Origin of the sequence: Bacillus sp. Root920 (assembly GCF_001429445.1) — a bacterium.
In the GTDB taxonomy this organism is placed as follows: Bacteria; Bacillota; Bacilli; order Bacillales; family Bacillaceae; genus Bacillus; species Bacillus safensis.
The window spans coordinates 32,264-55,714 of the sequence record NZ_LMJV01000009.1 but is presented as its reverse complement, the minus strand read 5'-3'; the positions used below and the strand labels follow the sequence as shown (position 1 = coordinate 55,714).

27 protein-coding genes and 1 other annotated feature are annotated in these 23,451 nt (G+C 41.9%); of the genes, 21 read left to right on the top strand and 6 right to left on the bottom strand.

Going from position 1 to position 23,451, the window contains the following annotated elements; all coding sequences use genetic code 11:
* The first annotated feature begins 64 nt into the window (after positions 1–64).
* Genes ASE42_RS15445 through ASE42_RS18820 form a run of 3 tightly spaced genes read left to right on the top strand, consistent with a single transcriptional unit; the run spans position 65 to position 940 of the window.
* Entirely contained in the window at positions 65–583 is a 519-nt protein-coding gene (locus tag ASE42_RS15445; RefSeq protein ID WP_056767970.1) for a hypothetical protein, read from the top strand.
* 13 nt (positions 584–596) lie between these two features.
* Complete coding sequence (locus ASE42_RS15440; RefSeq protein WP_003216308.1) at positions 597–788, top strand: hypothetical protein; 192 nt, start codon at positions 597–599, stop codon at positions 786–788.
* Between the two features lie 20 nt (positions 789–808).
* Complete coding sequence (locus ASE42_RS18820; protein WP_003216198.1) at positions 809–940, top strand: YrzQ family protein; 132 nt, start codon at positions 809–811, stop codon at positions 938–940.
* Between the two features lie 103 nt (positions 941–1,043).
* Here ASE42_RS18820 and ASE42_RS15435 read toward each other — a convergent pair whose 3' ends face one another.
* The 4 genes from ASE42_RS15435 to ASE42_RS15420 form a co-directional block, all read right to left on the bottom strand.
* Positions 1,044–1,694 (bottom strand): amino acid ABC transporter permease, encoded by a 651-nt coding sequence (locus ASE42_RS15435; RefSeq protein WP_056767967.1) that lies wholly within the window; start codon positions 1,692–1,694, stop codon positions 1,044–1,046.
* Positions 1,695–1,709: 15 nt separating this feature from the next.
* A complete protein-coding gene (locus ASE42_RS15430) occupies positions 1,710–2,363 on the bottom strand; it encodes an amino acid ABC transporter permease (RefSeq protein ID WP_024423118.1) in 654 nt (217 codons plus the stop codon).
* Between the two features lie 77 nt (positions 2,364–2,440).
* Positions 2,441–3,250: a transporter substrate-binding domain-containing protein gene (locus tag ASE42_RS15425; RefSeq protein ID WP_025092422.1), complete on the bottom strand. Its 810-nt coding sequence runs from the start codon at positions 3,248–3,250 to the stop codon at positions 2,441–2,443.
* A gap of 13 nt (positions 3,251–3,263) precedes the next feature.
* Positions 3,264–3,992: an amino acid ABC transporter ATP-binding protein gene (locus tag ASE42_RS15420; RefSeq protein WP_048238982.1), complete on the bottom strand. Its 729-nt coding sequence runs from the start codon at positions 3,990–3,992 to the stop codon at positions 3,264–3,266.
* Positions 3,993–4,222: 230 nt separating this feature from the next.
* On the opposite strand from ASE42_RS15420, the gene ASE42_RS15415 reads away from it, so the two are divergent.
* The 13 genes from ASE42_RS15415 to udk all read left to right on the top strand — a co-directional run bounded on the left by ASE42_RS15415 (position 4,223) and on the right by udk (position 17,474).
* Entirely contained in the window at positions 4,223–5,287 is a 1,065-nt protein-coding gene (locus tag ASE42_RS15415; protein ID WP_056767964.1) for an AI-2E family transporter, read from the top strand.
* A gap of 44 nt (positions 5,288–5,331) precedes the next feature.
* Positions 5,332–5,539, top strand: a binding site (T-box leader).
* Between the two features lie 80 nt (positions 5,540–5,619).
* Positions 5,620–8,256, top strand: a complete 2,637-nt coding sequence (gene alaS, locus ASE42_RS15410) for an alanine--tRNA ligase (RefSeq protein ID WP_056767960.1) — start codon at positions 5,620–5,622, stop codon at positions 8,254–8,256.
* Between the two features lie 89 nt (positions 8,257–8,345).
* The gene (locus tag ASE42_RS15405; RefSeq protein WP_008358522.1) at positions 8,346–8,612 is read left to right on the top strand and encodes an IreB family regulatory phosphoprotein; all 267 of its coding nucleotides are present in this window, start codon (positions 8,346–8,348) and stop codon (positions 8,610–8,612) included.
* Between the two features lie 3 nt (positions 8,613–8,615).
* Positions 8,616–9,032 (top strand): Holliday junction resolvase RuvX, encoded by a 417-nt coding sequence (gene ruvX / locus ASE42_RS15400; protein ID WP_024423113.1) that lies wholly within the window; start codon positions 8,616–8,618, stop codon positions 9,030–9,032.
* 15 nt (positions 9,033–9,047) lie between these two features.
* Positions 9,048–9,329 (top strand): DUF1292 domain-containing protein, encoded by a 282-nt coding sequence (locus ASE42_RS15395; protein WP_024423112.1) that lies wholly within the window; start codon positions 9,048–9,050, stop codon positions 9,327–9,329.
* Between the two features lie 154 nt (positions 9,330–9,483).
* Positions 9,484–10,050 (top strand): biotin transporter BioY, encoded by a 567-nt coding sequence (locus tag ASE42_RS15390; protein WP_056767957.1) that lies wholly within the window; start codon positions 9,484–9,486, stop codon positions 10,048–10,050.
* Positions 10,050–11,510: an acyl-CoA synthetase gene (locus tag ASE42_RS15385; protein WP_056768098.1), complete on the top strand. Its 1,461-nt coding sequence runs from the start codon at positions 10,050–10,052 to the stop codon at positions 11,508–11,510. Before ASE42_RS15390 ends, ASE42_RS15385 begins: the two co-directional genes overlap by 1 nt.
* Positions 11,498–12,586, top strand: a complete 1,089-nt coding sequence (locus ASE42_RS15380; protein ID WP_056767954.1) for an acetyl-CoA C-acyltransferase — start codon at positions 11,498–11,500, stop codon at positions 12,584–12,586. The genes ASE42_RS15385 and ASE42_RS15380 overlap by 13 nt, the downstream gene beginning before the upstream one ends.
* Positions 12,587–12,659: 73 nt before the next feature.
* On the top strand, positions 12,660–13,742 hold the full coding sequence (mltG, locus tag ASE42_RS15375; RefSeq protein WP_024427875.1) for an endolytic transglycosylase MltG: 1,083 nt from the start codon (positions 12,660–12,662) through the stop codon (positions 13,740–13,742).
* Positions 13,743–13,953: 211 nt separating this feature from the next.
* Positions 13,954–14,619: an O-methyltransferase gene (locus ASE42_RS15370; RefSeq protein ID WP_024423109.1), complete on the top strand. Its 666-nt coding sequence runs from the start codon at positions 13,954–13,956 to the stop codon at positions 14,617–14,619.
* Entirely contained in the window at positions 14,616–15,545 is a 930-nt protein-coding gene (locus ASE42_RS15365; RefSeq protein WP_056767952.1) for a peptidase U32 family protein, read from the top strand. The genes ASE42_RS15370 and ASE42_RS15365 overlap by 4 nt, the downstream gene beginning before the upstream one ends.
* Positions 15,546–15,565: 20 nt before the next feature.
* On the top strand, positions 15,566–16,834 hold the full coding sequence (locus ASE42_RS15360) for a peptidase U32 family protein (RefSeq protein WP_056767949.1): 1,269 nt from the start codon (positions 15,566–15,568) through the stop codon (positions 16,832–16,834).
* A gap of 7 nt (positions 16,835–16,841) precedes the next feature.
* Entirely contained in the window at positions 16,842–17,474 is a 633-nt protein-coding gene (gene udk, locus ASE42_RS15355) for a uridine kinase (RefSeq protein WP_024423106.1), read from the top strand.
* Positions 17,475–17,526: 52 nt separating this feature from the next.
* On the opposite strand, the gene ASE42_RS15350 is transcribed toward udk, so the two are convergent.
* Positions 17,527–17,883 (bottom strand): Ig-like domain-containing protein, encoded by a 357-nt coding sequence (locus ASE42_RS15350; RefSeq protein ID WP_056767947.1) that lies wholly within the window; start codon positions 17,881–17,883, stop codon positions 17,527–17,529.
* A gap of 622 nt (positions 17,884–18,505) precedes the next feature.
* Between ASE42_RS15350 and greA the strand changes: the two genes are divergently transcribed.
* From greA to ASE42_RS15335, 3 genes are all read left to right on the top strand, one after another.
* Positions 18,506–18,979, top strand: a complete 474-nt coding sequence (gene greA / locus ASE42_RS15345; RefSeq protein WP_008358505.1) for a transcription elongation factor GreA — start codon at positions 18,506–18,508, stop codon at positions 18,977–18,979.
* 50 nt (positions 18,980–19,029) lie between these two features.
* Complete coding sequence (locus tag ASE42_RS15340; RefSeq protein WP_056767942.1) at positions 19,030–20,772, top strand: peptidoglycan D,D-transpeptidase FtsI family protein; 1,743 nt, start codon at positions 19,030–19,032, stop codon at positions 20,770–20,772.
* A 67-nt stretch (positions 20,773–20,839) separates the two neighbouring features.
* On the top strand, positions 20,840–21,490 hold the full coding sequence (locus tag ASE42_RS15335; protein ID WP_056767940.1) for a YrrS family protein: 651 nt from the start codon (positions 20,840–20,842) through the stop codon (positions 21,488–21,490).
* A 180-nt stretch (positions 21,491–21,670) separates the two neighbouring features.
* Here the strand turns inward: ASE42_RS15335 and ASE42_RS15330 are convergent, their stop codons facing one another.
* On the bottom strand, positions 21,671–21,874 hold the full coding sequence (locus ASE42_RS15330; RefSeq protein ID WP_039183233.1) for a DUF2536 family protein: 204 nt from the start codon (positions 21,872–21,874) through the stop codon (positions 21,671–21,673).
* A gap of 186 nt (positions 21,875–22,060) precedes the next feature.
* On the opposite strand from ASE42_RS15330, the gene ASE42_RS15325 reads away from it, so the two are divergent.
* Both ASE42_RS15325 and mtnN read left to right on the top strand, forming a co-directional pair.
* Complete coding sequence (locus ASE42_RS15325) at positions 22,061–22,702, top strand: class I SAM-dependent DNA methyltransferase (protein ID WP_056767938.1); 642 nt, start codon at positions 22,061–22,063, stop codon at positions 22,700–22,702.
* A 15-nt stretch (positions 22,703–22,717) separates the two neighbouring features.
* Positions 22,718–23,413, top strand: coding sequence for a 5'-methylthioadenosine/S-adenosylhomocysteine nucleosidase (gene mtnN, locus ASE42_RS15320; RefSeq protein ID WP_024423101.1), 696 nt, complete (start codon positions 22,718–22,720; stop codon positions 23,411–23,413).
* Positions 23,414–23,451 lie beyond the last annotated feature (38 nt).

Below are 23,451 nucleotides of genomic sequence, written 5' to 3'. Positions count from 1 at the left end.
CCTTTGTCTTCTTTTAGCGTGAAAAGAACTTCACCCATTCCGTTCATGGAAGCCATTTCTTCGTATGAGTCATGAAGCAAACGCACACGATAAGACTGTTCCGCAAAAGGTGGTTGAGCACATTTTGAGAACATGCCAAGAACTTGAAGGAATGACGATCTATACAGATGAGCTGTCCCAATCGCTTGGTTCTATAAAAGATATTTGCTTTTTAGCCGGAGGCAGCTGCGGAGGATATGTGTTAGAGGGGAAAAAGAAAGACTGTGCACTCGTTCCATTTTCTGCTTTTGATCAGCTGACAGACAAAGGTTTGTATGTGAGCTGCCAGGAGGGAGTGGGCATGGATTCCTCTGCTCCATTCTTGTTATTTTCGAAATTAAAGAAGAAAATGATGCAGTCGCCTGATGGTGAAAATTTAGGCATTTTGGAAGATGTATACTTTTGCTCAAATTCGGGCACAATCGTAGCATATGAACTCTCGGACGGCTTCTTTACAGAGCTATCAGGGATTCGGAAACAGCTGCAGGCTGCCGGAACCTTGATGAACGTTCAAAAGGAAGCACTGGTTCTAAACCGAACGTAAAGAGGTGCTGATTATGCTCATTTGCCCAAATTGCAAATGTAAAGACATCGGAAAAATTGGGGTCAATCAATATTATTGCTGGGGCTGTTTTATTGAATTGACGCTGTCAAAAGGCAAAATATCTACACACCAAGTGGAGGAAGACGGGACACTAAGCAGCTTAGATGATCTGTTTAGTGACGATGAACGTTCAATTCAACTATAAGTGTTAAGGGGGAATTTCGAATGGGCAAAATGACTTCTTCACTATTAACGCTTGGTGCAGGTGCACTCGCATATCACTTTGCAAGCCGATATGATATGCCATCAAAGCGGGATATGAAAAAGCTAAGAAAACGTGTTATGAGAATGATGTAAACAAAAAGGGCTAAAATGATCTTCATTTTAGCCCTTTGTTTTTTTCAGCGTGATAGCCAGCCGGTCTATACGCTGAGGCATCCGCCAAGAGCGGATGTTCTTTTTATGCCTGCCTGTATTCTAATCGTCTTGCAAGAATGGATAAGCTGAAATTGACGACAAAATACATCATAGCTGCCAATAAGAAAATCGGCAGTAAATAGGATTGGCTTTGACCATTTAATATTTGAGCGTGATGTAATAATTCTGGAAGCGCAATGACAACGGCAAGCGACGTATCTTTCAAAAGAGATATGAACTGACTGACAATTGGCGGCACCATTCGGCGCAGAGCCTGCGGCATTATAATCATTTTCAGTGTTTGAATATAGGTTAAACCAGAAGATCTGGCTGCTTCAATCTGGCCCTTATCAATTGATTTAAGGCCGCTCCGAATAATTTCTGACAGCATCGCGGATTCAAACACGGTTAAAGCTGCAATGGCAGAGGCTGTGATGCTTAGCTTGATGCCGATTTCAGGCAATGCAAAATACGTGAAAAAGATGATCAGCAAAAGCGGCAGGTTTCGAATGGTCTCTACAACTACCGCAAGTACCTTCGATAAAAGTGGTATTTGAGCGAACCGTAATGTGCCAACGACTAATCCAATGATAAAGCTCAAAATGATGGAGATAAAAGCCACTTTTAAGGTGACAGCAAATCCTTCAAATAAAAAGGCGAGATGATCAGGCTGGTAGGCACCTATAAAATCCATGATGTTTCCTCCTTTCTAGTGGCTTCTTGCTAATCTTCTTTCTAAATAACCGACGCCTAGACTGAGCGGAATGGTTAATAGCAGATAGAACATCGCAACAAAGATGTAGACATCAAACGTCACAAATGTTCTAGACGCAATGAGGTCTCCTTGATACATGAGATCAAACCCTGCAATGACACCTAAAATCGAGGAGTTTTTGACAAGGTTAATAAATTGATTTCCAAGAGGGGGAATGACGATTTTAATCGCCTGCGGCAAAATGATATACCGCATCGTCCCGCCATATGACAGACCTGAGGCGCGGGCTGCTTCCATTTGTCCAAGCGGTACAGCTTGTATCCCTGCACGAATGGCTTCAGCAATAAAGGCAGACGTATAAATGGCAAGAGCAATTGTACCGGCAGTAAAGCCATCTGCTACAATACCCAGCACCGGTAAACCAAAGAAGAAAACAAAGGTGATCAATAATAACGGAATATTCCGAATAAATTCAACATAAGCCGTTCCGAACCAGTTGAGCGGCCTAAATGGCGCAATTCTCATAATGGCAATGAGTGTACCGATCAAAAAGCTTCCAATCAGAGCGATGACACTTGCACCAATGGTATATTTAAAGCCTTCTAAATAAAGATGAACATTTTCAGTGAGAATGGAAAACCGCAGCAATCAGTTCACTTCCTTCCTGATCAACAGGGGAGCCTTTGAGAGGCTCACCTGAGGCATTGATCTTGACGAATCAAATGCTATTCTTTGATCCATTTTTTAAGAATCTTGTCATACTCTCCATTGTCTTTTAACGTTTTTAAGGCTTTATTGATCGCATCTGTTAATTCTTGATCTCCTTTTTTCACAGCAATGCCATAAGGCTCATCTGTAAAGGTGCCGCCGACCACTTCATAATTTGAATCTTCATCTGCCATACCAAATAAGATCGCATTATCAGTTGTCAGCACTTGCCCTTGGTTTGATTTTAATGCTGTAAAAGCCTCCTGATAGTTCTCAAATTCTAATACGGATGCTTCAGGTGCTTTCTCGCGGATATTTTGAGAAGAAGTAGATCCTTTCACGGCCAGCACCTTCGTTCCTTTTTTAAGATCATCAATGGATTGAATGTCGCTTCCTTTTTTCACAAGCAGTGATTGTCCTGCTTCAAAGTAAACATCTGAGAAATTGACTTCTTTTTTACGCTCTTCTGTAATTGTCATAGTCGCAACAATTGCATGGATATCCCCTTTTTGAAGCAAAGGAATTCTTGTTTTAGATGTCACTTCCTTAAATTCTGCTTTTCCTTCATCGCCGAGTATTTCCTTTGTGATGGCTTTTGCAATGTCAATATCAAATCCTTCAATATCACCGCTGCTCGGATTTTTTAAACCGAATAAACGTGTGTCATTTTTTACACCGAAAATGATTTTTTTGTCTTTCTTAATGGCTTCTAAAGAACTTCCTTGTTTTGCATCAGTTGACCCTTTTTCAGTAGATCCACAAGCAGCCAAAGCGGCGATGCAGCAAGTCATAAAGAGCAGCAGGCCAAAGCGTTTCATTTTTTTCATCAAACCATTCCCCCTAGTGATTTAATATACGGCTTAAAAATAATTGAGCACGTTTCTCTTGCGGTTTTTCATAAAATGCAGCCGGTGTTGATTCTTCAAGAATTCTGCCTTCATCAATAAAGACAATACGGTCAGCCACTTCGCGGGCAAAGCCCATCTCATGTGTGACGACAACCATGGTCATGCCTTCACGAGCCAGCTGCTTCATCACATCTAATACCTCGCCGATCATCTCTGGATCAAGTGCAGATGTCGGTTCGTCGAAAAGCATCACCTCTGGCTTCATCGCAAGCCCTCTTGCAATGGCAACGCGCTGCTGCTGTCCGCCCGAAAGTCTTGAAGGATAGGTGTCTGCCTTTTCAGGAATGCCGACCTTATTTAAATAAAATTCAGCTGTTTCCTTTGCTTCTTCCTTGCTCACTTTTTTGACCTTCATCGGCGCAAGCATAATGTTTTCAAGCACCGTCTTATGCGGATAAAGGTGAAAATGCTGAAAGACCATGCCGATATTTTGCCTGACAAGATTGATGTTGGTCTTCGGATGCTGAACAGACACTTGATTGACGAGAACTTTTCCCTCATCAATGCTTTCAAGACGATTGATACATCTGAGCATCGTGCTTTTTCCAGATCCTGAAGGACCGATGATCACAACAACCTCCCCTTTTTGAATATGTAGGTTAATGTCCTTAAGTACATGGAACTGGCCATAATGCTTGTTAACTTCTTCGAATGTGATCATGAAGAACCTCCTCTTGTGTTTCATTGGCTAAAGCTAAAGTGGATTCTAGCGCAACTTGTGTAAAAAGAAGTAAAAGATGGAATATTTTCTGACGAGATTTTACAGCAAACAGTGACTTTGGATGGAGCTGTATGTTTCATGTGTATTCATTTTTAACAAAGTTAGGACAAATTTTATTTACGTGGATAATTGCAGAAGATGGTTAAACAATAAGAAGAGAGGTGAAAAAGGTGAAGAAACGTCCGATCCAATTTCTGATATATGCTGCAGGGGTCCTGCTTGTCCTTGCATCCTTGCTCATTTTACTGCAGCTTGACGAGTTATGGATGCCTATTTTTTTATTGCTGAAGGCGGTTCTGATTCCGCTTCTCATTGCCATTTTTATTTCTTATCTGCTTTATCCTATTGTGGAAAGACTGCATGCAAGAGGGCTGCCAAGAACAGTCAGTCTTTTACTCATCTATGTCCTGTTTTTTGGCGGGATTGGTTTTGCGGTTTATAAAGGAGCGCCTGTTATGATCGCACAGTTAAATGAGCTGTCAGAACAAATTCCTGTCATCGCTGAAACGTATAATGGCGCATTATCACATATTCATCATCATACGAGCCACTGGCCTGACGGACTTCATGACCGCTTGGACCGCTTCATTGTTCAATCGGAGACATATGCAGCCAATAGCGCTGAGCGGATGATTCTTAGCTGTAAAGTTTTATTTGATTACGCTTTAGTTGCAGCACTCATCCCTTTTCTTGTTTTTTATATGGTAAAAGACATGAACACGATGAAGCGGGCGGCATGGTATTTAACGCCGCCGTCATTTAGGAAGAGGGGGCATGCCTTTGTGAAAGCAGTGGATGAATCGCTTGGTGATTATATTCGAGGGCAGCTGCTTGTCTGTTCTTTAATCGGGGGTGCAGCAGCCATTGTGCTTTGGCTTTTTCATATCCCGTATCCGCTCGTTCTTGGCATGCTGATAGGAGCAACGAACGTGATTCCGTATTTTGGACCGATAATTGGCGCAGTTCCTGCCATCTTTATTGCGTTTACTATTTCGGTGAAATCGGTCATCATTGTATTGATCACAGTAGCAGTGCTGCAATTTTTAGAGAGCAATGTCCTCAGCCCGATCATTGTAGGGCGAAGTCTTCATATGCATCCTGTCGTTATTATGCTTGTCTTGCTTGCAGGAGGGGAGCTGTTTGGCTTAATTGGGATGATTTTAGCCGTACCAGCAGCTGCGATTATCAGGGTGATCATTGTGCAATATATCCTGATGAGACGAAGCGTTCATTGACAAGACGAGCCGAGTTGTCTATAATAATTTCGATTCATACATATTGAAATTCAATGACGGACCCGAGTACGTTAAAAAGCTGTTGCAGAGAGAGGCTTTATTTGCTGAGAAAAGCCTTATCAGACCTTTAACGGAAGCTAGTCCCGAGTGCAGATAAACACTGCCGCTCTCTTCCGGCGTTATCGGATGTGAAGGTGATAGACGAATGTGTCTATAATCAGGGTGGTACCGCGAGAACATCTCGTCCCTGTGTAAGTCGTTTTGTGCTTGCATAGGGCGGGATGTTTTTTCGTTTGTGTGGAGATTGATGAATGATAAGGGAGGATTTTTGAATGAAAACTTTAACTTCAGCTCAAGTACGTCAAATGTTTTTAGACTTTTTTAAAGAAAAAGGACATGCTGTAGAACCGAGTGCGTCACTTGTACCGCATGACGATCCGACACTTTTATGGATCAACAGTGGGGTGGCAACATTAAAAAAATACTTTGATGGCCGCGTCGTACCTGACAATCCGCGTATTTGCAACGCGCAAAAATCGATTCGTACGAATGATATTGAAAATGTAGGGAAGACAGCACGTCATCACACGTTCTTTGAAATGCTTGGCAACTTCTCTATTGGTGATTATTTTAAAGAAGAGGCCATTGAATGGGCGTGGGAATTCCTCACAAGTGAAGAGTGGATTGGCTTTGATCCGAATTTGTTATCTGTGACAGTCCACCCAGAGGACGAAGAAGCATATATCCTTTGGAGAGATAAAATTGGTGTGCCTGAAGAACGTATTATTCGTCTTGAAGGCAACTTCTGGGATATTGGCGAGGGCCCAAGCGGACCGAATACAGAAATTTTCTATGACCGCGGTGAATCATACGGTGACGACATGAACGATCCAGAATTATATCCAGGCGGAGAAAACGAGCGTTATCTAGAAGTATGGAATCTCGTGTTCTCTGAATTCAACCATAATCCAGATGGATCATACACCCCACTGCCGAAGAAAAACATTGATACAGGGATGGGCCTTGAACGAATGGTATCTGTCATTCAAAATGTGCCAACGAACTTCGATACAGACCTATTTATGCCAATTATTCGTGCAGTTGAGACCATTTCTGGAGAAAGCTATGGCGAAACAAAGGAAAAGGATACAGCATTCAAAGTCATTGCTGACCACATCCGGACAGTTGCCTTTGCTGTAAGTGACGGAGCACTTCCTTCCAATGAAGGCCGCGGATATGTATTAAGACGTTTGCTGCGCCGAGCTGTGCGTTATGCAAAAACGATCCATATCCACCGTCCGTTTATGTATGATCTAGTGCCAGTTGTTGCTGAGATCATGAAGGATTTCTACCCAGATGTACAAGCAAAAGAAGAATTTATTGCGAAAGTCATCAAAAACGAAGAAGAACGTTTCCACGAAACACTGAACGAAGGGTTAGCTATTTTGTCAGAAGTGATCAAAAAAGAAAGAGACAAAGGCAGCTCACAGATTTCAGGTGAAGATGTATTTAAGCTGTATGACACGTATGGATTCCCTGTCGAACTGACAGAAGAATACGCAGAAGATGAAAACATGACAGTTGATCGAGAAGGCTTTCAAGCGGAAATGGAGAAGCAGCGTGAACGGGCAAGAAATGCGAGACAAGATGTCGGCAGTATGCAGGTTCAAGGCGGCGCTTTAGGCGATATTAAAGTGGAAAGTACCTTTGTTGGCTACGAAAATTTAACTGCGGAAACTCGCATTATCGAATTGCTTCAAAATGGTGAACTTGTCTCTGAAGCACATGAAGGAGACACGGTGCAAATCTTGTTAGATGAAACGCCTTTCTATGCGGAAAGCGGCGGACAAGTAGCGGATAAAGGAACACTAAAAAGTGCAGAAGCCATCATTGAGATCAAAGATGTGAAAAAAGCGCCAAACGGTCAGCATGTCCATGAAGGAGTCGTCGTAAGCGGTACGGCTCAAAAAGGTCTCGAGGTTACTGCAGAAGTGGAATCAGCTCTTCGAAAAGGGATTGTCAAAAACCATACAGCGACACACCTTCTGCATCAGGCGCTCAAAGATGTATTAGGAAGCCACGTAAACCAAGCAGGTTCATTGGTAAATGAAAACAGACTTCGCTTTGATTTCTCTCACTTTGGACAAGTGACGAAAGAAGAATTGTCTCAAATTGAAAAAATCGTCAACGAAAAAATTTGGGAAGGCATCTCTGTTGCCATTGACCTGAAACCAATTGCTGAAGCAAAAGAAATGGGTGCAATGGCGCTCTTTGGCGAGAAGTATGGCGATATTGTCCGTGTTGTCCAAGTGGGCGATTACAGCATCGAGCTATGCGGCGGCTGTCACGTGCAAAACACTGCGGAAATCGGTTTGTTTAAAATTGCGTCTGAGTCGGGTATTGGTGCTGGAACACGTCGTATTGAAGCTGTGACTGGTAAAGGTGCTTATGAAGAATTAAATGACCAGCTGGCGATTTTAGAGCAGGCAGCAAGTGAGCTGAAGTCAAATACGAAGGATGTACCAAAACGGATTGCTTCATTACAGGCAGATTTAAAAGAGGTTCAAAGAGAAAACGAATCTCTCCTTGCGAAATTAAGCCAAGCAGAAGCAGGCTCTATTTTAGAAAAAGTGACAGAAGTTGGCGGAGTGAAAGTATTAACTGAAAAAGTAAACGCTAAAGACATGAACCATTTAAGAACAATGGTTGATGACTTGAAAGCTAAATTAGGATCAGCTGTCATCGTGCTGGGAGCCGTTCAAAACGGAAAAGTAAACATTTCAGCAGGAGTGACAAAAGACGTGATCGAAAAAGGTCTGCATGCAGGAAAGCTTGTGAAGCAGGCAGCTGAAATCTGCGGCGGAGGCGGAGGCGGACGTCCAGACATGGCACAAGCAGGCGGAAAACAACCAGAAAAGCTTGAAGAAGCACTGGCAACTGTCGAAGAATCTGTCAAATCCGTTTTATAATCAGGCAATGTAGTGTAGAATAATGGTATTAGATGAGCGGTTAGAAAAAAGCTTGCTAGTAGAATGTTGGAAGAGAGGTGCAAGAAGCAGTGAGTTCATTTGATAAGACAATGAAGTTTAACTTCTCTGATGATTCAGCTGAAACCAATGTGAATGAAGTGCTCATTACAGTTCATGACGCACTCCAAGAAAAAGGATACAACCCGATCAATCAAATTGTCGGATACTTGCTGTCAGGCGACCCTGCTTATATTCCAAGACATCAGGATGCACGCAACCTAATTCGTAAACTAGAACGAGACGAATTAATTGAGGAATTGGTTAAATCGTACTTAGAGACACATAAAGAGGCGTAAAACATGAGAATTTTGGGCTTAGATTTAGGCACGAAAACCCTTGGTGTTGCGATCAGTGATGAAATGGGATGGACAGCGCAAGGGATTGAAACAATTAAAATTGATGAAGCAGGCGGAGACTTTGGTCTCAGCCGCCTGTCTGAGATCATAGCGGAATACGGAGCTGATAAAATTGTACTTGGCTTTCCAAAAAATATGAACGGTACGGTCGGTCCTAGAGGCGAAGCCAGCCAATCATTTGCGAAAGTGCTAGAAAACACGTACAATGTTCCTGTTGTGCTTTGGGACGAGCGTCTGTCAACAATGGCAGCGGAAAAAATGCTCATCTCTGCAGATGTGAGCAGACAAAAGCGTAAAAAAGTCATTGATAAAATGGCGGCTGTCATGATCCTGCAAGGGTATTTAGACAGCTTAAATTAAAATGAGGTGAATCAAATGGAACACGGAGAAAAGCAAATTACAATCGTTGATGATAATGGAAATGAACAGCTTTGCGAAGTACTATTTACTTTTGAAAGCGACCATTTTAACAAATCTTATGTCCTTTACTACCCAATTTCTGAACAAGACAATGAGGAAATTGAAATTCATGCATCAAGCTTTACACCGAACGAAGACGGTGAAGATGGCGAGCTAGAGCCGATTGAAACGGATGAAGAATGGGACATGATTGAAGAAACGTTAAATACGTTCTTGGATCAAGAAGACGAAGAATAGAACAAATAAAAGGCCTGTGAACAGATCTTCTTGATCTTTCTTCACTGGTCTTTTTTTACGATCAATATGTTAACTTAATTTTATTTTATGTTGACATAATGAATCATACCTTTTACTCTGTTTTTAACAATAAATTGAGTGAGGGGCATGGAGATTGAAAATACAAGATATGATGCAAATAGCGTTAATGACAGCGGTCATCGGGATGTTAGGCTTGATCCCGCCGATTTTACTTACATTTACACCTGTACCGATTACATTGCAAACCGCAGGTCTTTTGCTTGCTGGGGGGCTGTTAAAGCCAAAACAAGCACTGATCAGTTTATGTCTTTTTCTTTTGGTTGTGGCAGCAGGCGCACCTCTTTTGTCAGGCGGGAGAAGCGGGATAGGGGTCTTCTTTGGTCCAAGCGGTGGTTTTCTTCTTGCTTATCCTGTTGCTGCCTTCATGATCAGCTTATGGGTGAACCGGCTGAAAAAAGTAACCGCACTGCGTCTTTTTGTGATCTATGCGGTTTGCAGTATTGTGATTTTGTATATGTGCGGCATCCCTTTTCAAGCCATGATGATGCATATTAAGGTGTCGCAGGCCGCTTTCCTTAGTTTGATTTATCTTCCAGGTGATCTCATCAAAGCGGGAATGTGTGCTGTCTTTACGGTCAAAATCATACAGGCCATGTCATATCGAAAAAGGGATCTGCATAAAGGGAGGCGTGCGGTTTGATCAGAATAACGGAAAGCTATGCAGTACATGCAGAAATGAAACCAGATCAGATTGCCATCATAGATGAGCAAGAAAGCATTACATATCAAGATTGGTACGAACGTGTACAGAGATCAGCGCAGTGGTTACAAGGAACGGCTCATCAGCAAAAAAGAATCGCTTTTTTATTATCAAATGGTGCTTCTTTTTTGCAAATATTTGCGGGCGCTGCTTGTGCAGGGTGGACAGCCGTTCCGCTTGATCCGAGATGGAGTCATGAAGAATGTGTTGAAAAGCTCTTGTTAAGTGAGGCGGATCTCGCCATTATAGAGGATCGATTGATGAAAAGATTTGATCAAAGCAGCGTAGACATACCGATTATTTCTTTATCTGAATGGAAGGAAAGAATGAGCCTTCTCACAGACAGTCCAGATAACAGCTGCGATACCGAGAAGGATCCTGTCTTTTATATGGGATTTACGTCAGGATCAACAGGCTCACCGAAAGCCTTTATTAGGCGTCAGCAGTCTTGGATCGAGAGCTTTCGAATGACCACCGCTTCATTTGGAATCACTCATCAAGATCATGCTCTTATATTAGGTACACTTTTATCCTCTCACTTTTTATATGGTGCCATCAGTACATTATACTTTGGCGGCACAGTGACGCTTTTAGAAAAATTTGTGCCAGTAAAAGCGAAGAAAGCCTTAGAGACAGGTGATATCACCGTGATGTATACTGTCCCAACAATGACAGAAACGTTACTGCAAATCGAAGCTTTTAGAGAAGACAATCCGCTTCTTGTCATGTCATCGGGAGCAGATTGGAGCATCTCTTCAAAAGAACAGCTCGTCACCAACTATCCACATGTCACTTTTTTTGATTTTTATGGCACATCAGAGTTAAGTTTTGTCTCTTATTTGTCTTCAAATGACTTTTTGCAAAAACCTTCTTCTGTTGGACAGCCTTTTTCCTCCATTCAAGTAGAAGTAAGGCGGCCCGATCAATCTGTCTGCCAGCCAAATGAAACAGGGAGGATTTATGTGAAGAGCCCAATGACGTTTTCAGGTTACTTGCATGAGCAGAAACCGCCGGAGGAGTGGCTGACAGTTTACGATATGGGATGGCTGGATGAAGACGGTTATCTGTATATGAGCGGTCGTGAGAATGGCATGATTGTCTATGGAGGACTGAATATTTTCCCAGAGGAAATTGAGCGTGTGCTAAATGAACAGCCAGAGGTAAAACGGTCGATTGTGGTTGGCGTTCCTGACCCATATTGGGGTGAAATCCCTGTTGCCATACTGGAGCAAGAGGCGCAAATAAAGGCGGTTCGACAAGCTGTTAAAGAAAAGCTGGCGGCCTACAAGGTACCAAAAAAATGGCTTGTGATTGATCAAATGATTGAAACATCCGGCGGAAAAATAGCCCGCGCGAGCATGAAAAAGTGGGCGGAGGAGCAATTGTCATGCAAGCAGTGATCGTAGAAGCAAAACGAACACCCTTCGGTGACAAAAATGGGATGCTGAAAAATTATCGCCCAGAGCAATTAGCCGCTCCCCTTATTCAGCATTTGTCTCAGATATTGACACCGGATGACGTCATATTAGGCAATGTCGTCGGAGGCGGTGGAAATATGGCCCGTCTGTCCTCATTAGAAGCAGGTCTTCCTTTACACGTTCCTGGTATGACAATTGACAGGCAGTGTGCCTCTGGTCTTGAAGCGATCCGAACAGCTTGCGTCATGGTTCAATCGGGGGAGGGCACGATGTATATCGCTGGCGGGACTGAGAGCATTTCCAGCTCACCAATGAAAGAGAGAGCACGCTTTTCACCGGAGCGGATAGGAGATCCGCATATGGGAGAAGCAGCAGAGCTGACCGCGTCGGCATTTTCTGTCACGAGAAAAGAACAAGATGACTATGCCCTTTTAAGCTGGGAAAGAAGTTTAGCGGCATTCACACATGGTACATATTCAGAAGAAATCGTTTCGATTGACGGGATGAACATAGATGAAGCGGCTGCTAAAATAAGACCGATGGCAAAGCTGATCAAGCGGGCAAAGCCTGTATTTTTACCGGGAAAAGGAACTGTGACCGCCGCCAATAGCTGTAAGGAAGCAGACGGAGCAGCCGCCGTCGCTGTGATGGAAAGATCGCTAGCGGAAGCAAGTGGATATAAGGTGATGCTACGGTATGCCGGAAGTGCTGTGACAGCGATACATCCTCATTTTCCAGCTGCTTCACCAATTGATGCGATCAAGAAGCTTTTACATCAAGAGAACATCAAGGCAGAGGAAGTGGCGCTATTTGAAATCAATGAAGCGTTTGCGCTGAAAGCTGCACTTATTGCCCGGACGCTGGGGATACCATATGATCGAATCAATAGAAGAGGCGGTGCACTTTGCCTTGGGCATCCTTACAGCGCGTCAGGAGCTGCTATGATGGTGAGATTATTTTATGAAGGGCGCGCCTTACCGAATGGAAGCTATGTCATGGCTGCTATTGGAAGTGGTGGCGGCATTGGTTTAGCCGTGTTATGTCAAGTTCTGTCATGACATGCATAAGCAAGGAATTGCCGAACTCCGTCGAATCATGTACTATAAAAGCTAGATGTGAGGAGGGCCATGCATGTTTTCAGAACAAAAGAAACGACCATTCTTCAAAAGAAAAATGGGGATCGTCCTGTTATCTGTCCTTGCTGTCATCATCATTGCAGCATTATCAGGCTTTTTATATGTTAAATCAGCACTCGGACCGGTCGATCAAAAAAGCAAACAAACCATTAATATTCATATTCCAAATGGGACATCTGTCCGCGAAATTGCAGGCATTTTAAAAGAAAATGGGCTCATTTCGAATGACACGATTTTCACTTATTATGCAAAATACAAAAAGGCGTCCGGCTTTAAAGCGGGATATTTCCATTTAAAACAAACAATGGACGCAGACACGCTGATCAAAAAGCTGACATCTGGCGGGACAGATTACGCCTTTCAGCTTGTGATTCCAGAGGGAAGACAGCTGTCTGATATTGCAGTCATTATTGCAAATCAGACGAATTTTTCAGCGAAGGAAGTTGAAGCGAAGCTGGATGATCCTGCTTTTATTCAAACGTTAATGAAAAAATATCCGAAAACCGTGACATCACAAGTGAATGGAAAACAGGTGAAACATCCGTTGGAAGGTTATTTATTCCCTGCTACGTATCCATTTTATCGTGAGGATGAATCGCTCGAAACGATCATTGAAACGATGATTAAACAAACAGATCAATACGTGAAAACGTATGAAAAAGACATGAAAAAGAGAAACATGTCCATACATGATGTGTTAACGATGGCTTCACTGATTGAAATGGAAGCAACAGAAAAGACAGATCGGGCAAAAATCTCAAGTGTATTCTATAACCGGTTGAAAAAAGACATGCCGCTTCAAACTGATCCAACCGTTCTTTATGCACTTGGTGAGCATAAATCCCGCGTGTATTACAAAGACCTAAAAGTGAAATCTCCTTATAACACGTATAACAACAAAGGGCTGCCGCCTGGACCTATTGCAAATGCGGGTGAATCCTCTTGGAAAGCCGCACTGCATCCAGAGAAAACGGATTACGTTTACTTCCTTGCGAAGAAAAATGGAGAAGTCGTATTTACGAAAACGTTAAATGAGCATAATAAAGCAAAAGCGAAATACATCACAGGCAGCAATTAATGGACAAGTGAATCTAAAAAGACTGTAGACAATACGAGATTGCCTGCAGTTTTTTTCGTTGGAATCTCCATTTTATAGGTTCGCAATTGCCCCTTCTTTGTGGTAAAATATATCGGGTTGTTTTTACTAAGATGAACGAAAGATTGACGAGAAAGAGAGCTGCAATAGGCAGGACTCTTCTTTTTCAGGTCATGAAGGAGCTAGACAGATAATGACTATCGAAGATGATCGAATAAATGATTATATTGAACATTTAATTCACCCAAGTCCTGATGCAATCGCTCAATTAGAGATCTATGCAAAAGAGCATCATGTGCCAATTATGGAAAAGGTGAGCATCGAGCTTTTATTGCAGCTGCTTTCGATGAAACAGCCGAAGAAAATTCTGGAGGTTGGGACAGCGATTGGCTATTCCGCTATTCGAATGGCAACAGCTCTTCCAGACGCTGAGATTTATACGATTGAGCGAAATGCAAAGCGCTATGAAGAAGCAACACGGAACATTGAGGAATTAAAGTTAAAAGAAAGAATACACGTGTTTTTTGGTGATGCGATGGAATCGGCTAAAACGGTCCAAACGATGGCGCCCTATGATGTGATCTTTATTGATGCCGCAAAAGGGCAGTACAAGCGTTTCTTTGAATTGTTTGAACCGATGCTCGCTCACGACGGAATGATTATCACAGACAATGTCTTATTCAAAGGCTTAGTGGCAACGAATTATGAAGAAGAAATTGAAGATAAACGAAAAAAACAATTAATTGGAAAAATTGATCGATACAATCAATGGCTCATGTCAAACCCTGATTTCCAAACGTGCATTATTCCAGTTGGAGACGGGATCGCCATTAGTACAAAAAGAGGTGACCAATCATGAAGAAACCAGAATTGCTTGTGACGCCAAGCAGCGTGTCAGACGTACTGCCATTAATTGAGGCAGGAGCTGATGCATTCTTAATAGGCGAACAAACATACGGTATTCGTCTTGCAGGTGAGTTTTCAAGAGAAGATGTGAAACAAACGGCTCTGCTTGCACATGCCCATCACAAAAAAGTGTATGTAGCGATGAATGCGATTTTTCATAATGACCGCGTTCAGCTGCTTGGAGATTATTTAACCTTTCTCGATTCATTAAGCGTGGACGGCGTCGTCTTTGGAGACCCAGCCGTGATCATGGCCGCAAAGGAAACAGGAGTGAACCTGAATCTTCACTGGAGTACAGAAACGACTGGGACAAACTATTACACTTGTAACTACTGGGGCAGAAAAGGCGCATCGCGTGCTGTTCTTGCAAAAGAGCTGAATATGGACAGTGTGATCGACATCAAAGAAAATGCTGAGGTGGAGATTGAAATTCAAGTCCATGGCATGACATGTATGTTTCAATCGAAACGTACGCTCATCGGCAACTACTTTGAATACCAGGGCAAACAAATGGACGTCGAAGGCAGAAATATGGAGGAAGGGCTATTCCTGCATGACCAAGAGCGTCAAAACAAATATCCTATTTTCGAGGATGCAAACGGAACACATATTATGAGTCCAAATGATGTGTGTATGATTGACGAATTAGAAGAGTTTGTTGACGCAGGCATTGACTCATTTAAAATTGACGGAATTTTAAAGTCACTTTCTTATATGACAGAGGTGACATCACTTTATAGAAAAGCAATTGATTTACTAACGACTGACAAAGACGCGTATGAAGATCAGAAAGAGGACTGGGTGAAGCGGATTGAAGAGATTCAGCCAGTGAATCGTTCGATTGATACAGGGTTCTTCTTTAAAGAAACGGTTTATTAAGATAAGAGGAGGCAGAGGAAATGGCATTATTGAAAGATGGTATTTCTGAAATGATTGATGGGAAACGTGTCATTACAAAAAAACCAGAACTGCTTGCACCCGCAGGAAACTTGGAAAAACTGAAAATTGCTGTACATTACGGAGCTGACGCTGTTTTTATTGGCGGGAAAGAATTTGGACTTCGCTCAAATGCAGATAACTTTTCAATTGAAGAAATGGCAGAAGGTGTCGCATTTGCAAACAAATATGGCGCACGCATTTATGTGACAACAAATATCTTCGCCCACAATGAAAACATGGACGGGCTGGAGGAATACCTTCAAGGGATCGAAGGCGCTGGAGTAGCAGGCATTATCGTAGCTGATCCACTGATCATTGAAACATGTAAACGTGTTGCACCGAAGCTTGAAGTCCATTTAAGCACACAGCAGTCTCTTTCAAATTGGAAAGCTGTTCAGTTTTGGAAGGAAGAAGGGCTTGAGCGTGTGGTGCTCGCACGTGAAACTAGTGCGTTAGAAATTAGAGAAATGAAAGAAAAGGTCGATATTGAAATCGAAACATTTATTCACGGTGCGATGTGTATCGCATACTCTGGCCGCTGCGTGCTCAGTAACCATATGACGGCAAGAGATTCTAACCGCGGAGGCTGCTGCCAGTCCTGCCGCTGGGATTATGATCTTTATAAACTAGAAGGTTCTGAGGAAGCGCCTTTATTTGGTGAGGAAGATGCGCCATTTGCAATGAGTCCAAAAGATTTGAAGCTTGTCGAATCCATTCCTCAAATGATCGAAATGGGAATTGACAGCTTAAAAATCGAAGGACGGATGAAATCCATTCATTATGTTGCCACTGTTGTAAGTGTATATCGCAAAGTCATTGATGCGTATTGTGCTGACCCAGACAATTTTGTCATTCAGCAGGAATGGTTAGATGAATTAGATAAATGCGCAAACCGTGACACAGCACCAGCCTTTTTCGAAGGCATACCAGGAACGGATGAACAAATGTTTGGCATCCATGGGAAGAAAACGACATTTGATTTCGCAGGTCTTGTTCTTCATTATGATGAAAAAGAAAAAATCGTGACATTGCAGCAGCGTAACTTCTTTAAGCAAGGCGACGAAGTCGAATTCTTCGGACCAGAAATTGAGAATTTCACATGCAAAATTGAGACGATTTGGGATGAAAAAGGAAATGAACTAGATGCCGCTCGTCATCCGCTGCAAATCGTCAAATTCAAGCTTGATCAAAAAGTATACCCTAGCAACATGATGAGAAAGGGGAAATAACAGCCACATGAGGAGTAAACCAGTTGTCATTGGTATTGCTGGCGGCTCGGGTTCGGGTAAAACGAGCGTCACCAATTCAATCTATGAAAAATTTAAAGGACATTCCATCCTCATGCTTCAGCAAGATCTATATTACAAAAATCAAAGTCATATGCCATTTGAAGAGCGCCTGCTCACGAACTATGATCATCCGCTTGCATTCGACAATGACCTGATGTTTGAGCATTTGGAACAGCTCCTAAGATACGAATCCATTGAAAAACCAATATACGATTTTAAACTAAACACACGTTCAGAAGAGACGGTTCATGTTGAGCCGAAGGATGTCATTATCGTTGAAGGTATCTTTGCGCTCGAAGACGAACGTTTGAGAGACTTAATGGATATTAAACTGTATGTTGATACAGATGCAGACCTTCGCATCATCCGCCGCATTTTACGCGATACGAAGGAAAGAGGCCGGTCGATCGATTCTGTGATTGAACAATATGTATCTGTTGTCAGACCGATGCATAATCAATTCATTGAACCGACGAAACGATACGCCGATATCATCATCCCAGAAGGCGGCCAAAACCATGTGGCGATAGACTTAATGGTGACAAAAATTCAAACGATTCTTCAAAACCGAGCAGAGTAAATGGTGGAGAAGAAAAAGACCTTTACAGTGTAAAGGTCTTTTCAGCATCATCTTACCAAACTCTCACAAAAACTTGTCCTAAGACAGACGTCCCTTTATAAAGAGTGATAGTGGCATCGCCACGTGAATGAGCGGTCACTATTCCAAAAGAGTTAACAGATGCAACTCTCTGGTTGTCTGTCCAATAACGTGTTGCTGCAGCATTATAGACTGAGCACTCCTGACCAACTTTCATAGGTAAATCGTAATTTTGAATTGAAATCACATCTAATGTTTTCAATCCAGAAGTGCATATATTATTGTTATTGACTGTGAAATCCGCTGTTTCTTTGGCCGAAGCCATGCCCATTAGTGAAAAAGATAAGGTAGAGATGGATAGAACAGAAACAATTGTTTTCTTCATGTTCATTTAAAACACTCCCTAGCATGTATTTGGTCTTGCATTGATAGAATTCAACAAAAACCAAATATTACCTTGTCAATATTTGTTAATAATATGTGAACATTTATAAAAGCAGCATTCTCGGAAAAAATCTTAAGGGTTTGATATGATAAGAAAACAATGAAGAAAAGAAGAGATGGAGAAATCACTACCACATAGCGAAAGAATGAAGTTGAAAAAGTATATTAAAAAAACGACAAACAAATCATCACAAATTTTCAAACAATTCTTGATCAAAATGCAATTTTGTAATAATATAGCATAGACATATCGTACACTGACCATATTAGTATTGGAAGATGGAGAATGGATAAGCTATTCTTCTACATATGATCGAAATGGCCGAACGAGGTACAGGAGCTTCCTGTGCCTTTCCACAGTTTGTGCGATTTTAGACCGCTGCGAGTGGTCCTGTCTAATAAAAGGCATAATAGTTGCATCTAAAAGGGACGCCATGTAAGATGGACTTTTACGAATATGGTACAGAAGGAATGAGGGCCTGAACATGTCCTCATTCTTGTATATTTCAGTCGTCACTCACGTGCAGAAAGTTTGTATGGTGAGGATTAATAGAAGGAGTGAATGATTCATGGCACAAGAGAAAGTATTTCCAATGACAGAAGAAGGAAAACGTAAATTAGAAGAAGAGCTTGAATATTTGAAAACGGTTAAACGTAAAGAGGTTGTAGAGCGTATTAAAATCGCTAGAAGCTTTGGAGACCTCTCTGAAAACTCGGAGTATGATTCTGCTAAAGAAGAGCAGGCGTTTGTAGAAGGCCGTATTACAACGCTTGATAATATGATTCGTAATGCTAAAATTATCGAAGATGAAGGAAACTCAAATGTGGTTTCACTTGGTAAAACGGTGACATTCGTTGAATTACCAGACGGGGAAGAAGAGTCTTACACAATTGTTGGAAGTGCAGAAGCTGACCCGTTCGAAGGCAAGATTTCAAACGATTCACCTATTGCAAAAAGCCTTTTAGGTAAACAAGTAGACGACAAAGTAACCGTTCAAACACCTGGCGGAGAAATGTTCGTCCAAATTGTAAAAATTTCTTAATCACGTTTATCAGGTAAACACCTCGTCCACAATAGGGACGAGGTGTTTTTATGCGCAAAAAAAGAAGAATTCAATGGACAGGTGCGATTATTTTTATACTATTGCTCGGTCTTCTGATGAGACTGGCAGAAATTCAGCTGTTCTTTACAGAATCGTTTTCAAAGCTTGATATCAATTTAATACAAGAAAGTGTCAAACAGCGAACAGAAGAAGTCGTTATTTCAGACGGGCGCGGTGAGTTTTTAGATCGAAACGGCCAAGCACTTCTTACAAAAGAACAGCCTGCGGTTATCTTATTTCCTTTCCTGCAATATGATCTTCCACGCTTACAGCAAACCGCCTCTATTCTTGAGATGGAAGAGGATGAACTCAAAAAACAGTTAACAGAAACGAAAAAACCTCTCATTTTAAAAGATGACATCACGAAAAAAAAGCTGAAAGACATCAATGATATGAAATATTCAGGTGTGTACGGCGTATATATGAAAGAGAAGGACAAAAAAAGACTTGCCCTCCACACATTAGGTTTCACAAGCGAAAATCCAGAACTATTGAGAAAGCGTTATCCTGACAAAAAAGAGCTTTCCATACGTACTGAAATCGGCACATTTGGGCTGGAAAGCACCTTTGACGAATTTCTATTACCCGAGCAAGACACAAAATTGTTATATCATGTGGACGGAAGGGGAAACCCTTTGTTCGGTATGGACGTCAAATATACAGCAGAAGCTCATTCCTTTTATCCACTTCAGGTACAGACAACAATAGATGAAGACATGCAGGCTGAAATGGAGAAAGTGCTCAAAGAACAAGGCGTTGAAAAAGGCGGTGCCGTTCTGCTCGACATTGAAAAAAGCAGTGTACTCGCGATGGCGAGTACCCCAAATGTCACAAGTAAAAACCGGCATGAGGCAAGAAATTACATGCTGACAGCGATTGCACCAGGCTCTGTCTTTAAAACGGCTGTACTTGCCGCAGCAATCGAAAAAAATCTTGACCAGCCACAAACCATGTATGACTGTCGAAAGAATTTATATGGAGAGCCTGAAGGAAAACAAGAAGTGCTGAATCTGACTGATAGTTTCTCGCAGAGCTGCAATTATACCTTTGCGACACTTGCTGAAAGGCTCATTCAAACAGATGATCAAATCATCGAAAAGACGGCTTCTAAGCTTGGACTCATAGATCGAGCTGGCTGGGAAGGGGATGTCTATCATAAGCAGCACTTCAAACAGTTTGATCGTGAAGAAACAGGCAGTGTGTGGGGAGATAAAAGAGACAAGCATGTCAAAAAAGCCATTGCACAAACCGCAATAGGACAAAAAAATGTCAAAACGACGCCTCTGCAAATCGCGAATATGATGGCTGCGATCGCAAGAGGAGGAGAACGAAAAGAAGTGAAAATTGCAGAAAAAGTGCTGTATCAAAACGGAACAACGATGCTGTCCTTTCAAAACAAACGGCCTGAAGGGGGCAGCATAGACCGCTATACAGCTCAAAAGCTGCAAAAATTCTTAAGGCAGGTGGTGACCTCTGACAAGGGAACCGGAAGAAGGTTTCAAGATTTGCCATACGATGTAGCGGGAAAATCAGGTACTGCCCAAACCGGCAGTCAAGACAAAAAGGGGAATCCGCTTTATCATAAGTGGTTTGCTGGATACTTTCCGGTAGAAAAACCAAAATACGCCCTTGTTGTTGTTCACCTTGATGAGACAAGTGGCCGGGCTAAGACAAATGATGCGTTTTATGATATTGTAAAAAAGGTCAATGAAATTGAAAAGAAACAGACATAGAACATCCCTTCATGACATGTTAGAATAGTAACGACTTAGGGAACAGAGGCAAAGGAGTGCAGAGATTTTGAGTAGAAATTCTCGATTTGAACATCGTGATAAGCGCAGAAAGGCAAATATGGTGCTTAACATATTAATTGGTATCGTTGTGGTGCTTATTTTGGTTGTCGCATCGAGTTTGTTAATTTTTAATAAGCCGAAAGATCCTGATGTAGCGGATGCGCCATCAAAAACGGCACCTGCAACAAGTGAAAATAAACAAAACTCACAAGAAGATGTGAAAGATCCAAAGAAAGACACATCCGATGATTCAGATGCAAAAAAAGATGATTCATCTGATCAAGACGACGAAACGAAGAAGACAGATGATGAAGAAAAACCTAATAAAGATGCGTTAAAAGACGCCAAAGAAACAGATGGCGGCAAAACGAGTGATGTAGACAAAACATACGAAAATGATGACTGGGAGCCTGTAGGAACAGAGCAATCCGGTTCACATACAGCAACCTATGATTCCAGCTCAAAAGACTGGAAAGAAATGATCAAAGCCATGTCCTATGCGACAGGAATTTCAGAAGATCAAATGACCGTTCTTTGGTTAGGAAATAACGGAGGTCCTCAAGATGCAAAAGGAACCATCCGTGATAAATCAACAGGTGAACGCTACCGCGTGGAAATTACGTGGGTAGATGAAAAAGGCTGGAAACCTGTGGGCTAAAATGATGTTTATTTTAGCCCTTTGTCTTCTTTTCAGCGTGATAGAAAACCTTTGCAGTCTAGGAAGGACGAGTACCGGAGCGGAGCGAATTTGACATTCGTGAGCACCGGCACGCAGAACTGACAACGAATGCGAGGGTTTGTCTACACGCTGAGATAGCAGATCTGCTATCTTTTTTGTTTAAACATTCGCTTTAAAATGAACAACTGCTGTATACAAAATCTGCTCATCGATCACAGTCGTTTGATGACTGACAGAATGAACAGTCAGCAGAATCGCCTGATTATGTTCAATTTGTTTTTGGATCTTTTGTTCAAGTTCTTTTAAAGATGTTGCTTCAAAAAATTCTATTTTATCCTTTAAAAAATCCAGCTGAAAATCCATTTGATTCACCTCTCTATACTCTTCATTCATCTTAATCTCTCTCCCTCAGAAGGGCAAATGTTTTTCGGTCTCTCCCAGTATTTTTTAGTAGGAAAGAAACAGAAGTTGTGGTAGGATAGGAACTGTTCGACGGAATAAAACATACTATACGCATAGGAATAAATAGATAAAGTGGAGGGAAAGAAAATGGGACGTGAATTTCTTTCTTTATTTGATCATTGGGCTGACTCTTATGACGACACGGTAAGTGGTCATGACGAGCAGTATAAAGAAGTGTTTCGCCGGTATCCGGCTATTTTAAAAGAGATTGTCCGCCTTTCAGGCCAAGACGTTCTTGAGTTTGGAAGCGGTACGGGGAATCTAACAGCGCTGCTCCTTGCAGCTGATAAAAACGTGTATGGTGTTGAACCATCAGATGCCATGAAGAAAGCGGCTCTTCAAAAAGGACTGCCAGATCTATTTCATGATGGGGATTTTTTATCATTTCCAGCGCCGCCATTTGAGCCAGATACGATCGTCAGCTCATATGCATTCCACCATTTAACGGATGAAGAAAAAAAACAAGCCATTCACACCTATAGCAACATCCTTCACTCAGATGGTAAAATAGTTTTTGCTGATACAATGTTTCAAAATCAAGCAGCACATCAAGCTCAGATCGACAAAGCGAGAGCCGCAGGGTTCGATCAGCTTGCAGAGGATTTAGAAACGGAATATTATCCATCCATTGATGTGCTAAAGCAAATCTTTGAAGAAGAAGGTTTTAGCACGTCCTTTCATCAAATGAATGATTTTGTTTGGATCGTAGAAGCGAAGAAAAGGGAATGAAAGGATGTTTTTGATTTGAAAATCGCAGTTATAGGTGCAATGGAAGAAGAAGTGACGATTTTAAGAGATCAACTAAAAAATGCTACACAAGAAAACATCGCTGGGTGTGAATTTACAACAGGTGTTTATGAAGATAAAGAAGTGATTTTATTAAAATCAGGAATTGGAAAAGTAAATGCAGCGGTCAGCACAACATTACTGCTTGACCGCTTTCAGCCAGATTATGTGATCAATACAGGATCTGCTGGCGGTTTCCATCACTCATTAAATGTAGGTGATATTGTCATCTCTACTGATGTGAGACATCATGATGTAGATGTGACCATCTTTGATTACGAATATGGACAAGTGCCGGGACTTCCAGCTGCTTTCATTGCAGATGAAAAGCTTGTGAAGCTGGCAGAAGAATCTGCTTTAGAAATTGATCATATTCAAGTGGCAAAAGGAACGATTGCAACAGGAGATTCGTTTATGAATGATCCGGATCGTGTAGCGTTTGTGAGAGAGAAGTTTCCAGAGTTATATGCGGTGGAAATGGAAGCCGCAGCCGTTGCACAGGTCTGCCAGCTCTTTGGTACGCCATTTGTTGTCGTTCGAGCGCTATCAGATATTGCAGGGAAAGAATCCAATATCTCCTTTGATCAATTCCTTGAGCAAGCAGCGATTCACTCAACCGACCTTGTCTTGCGTATGATAAAGCAAACACAATAAAAGAAGGGGTTTCCCCCTTCTTTTCCATGCAAAGGAAG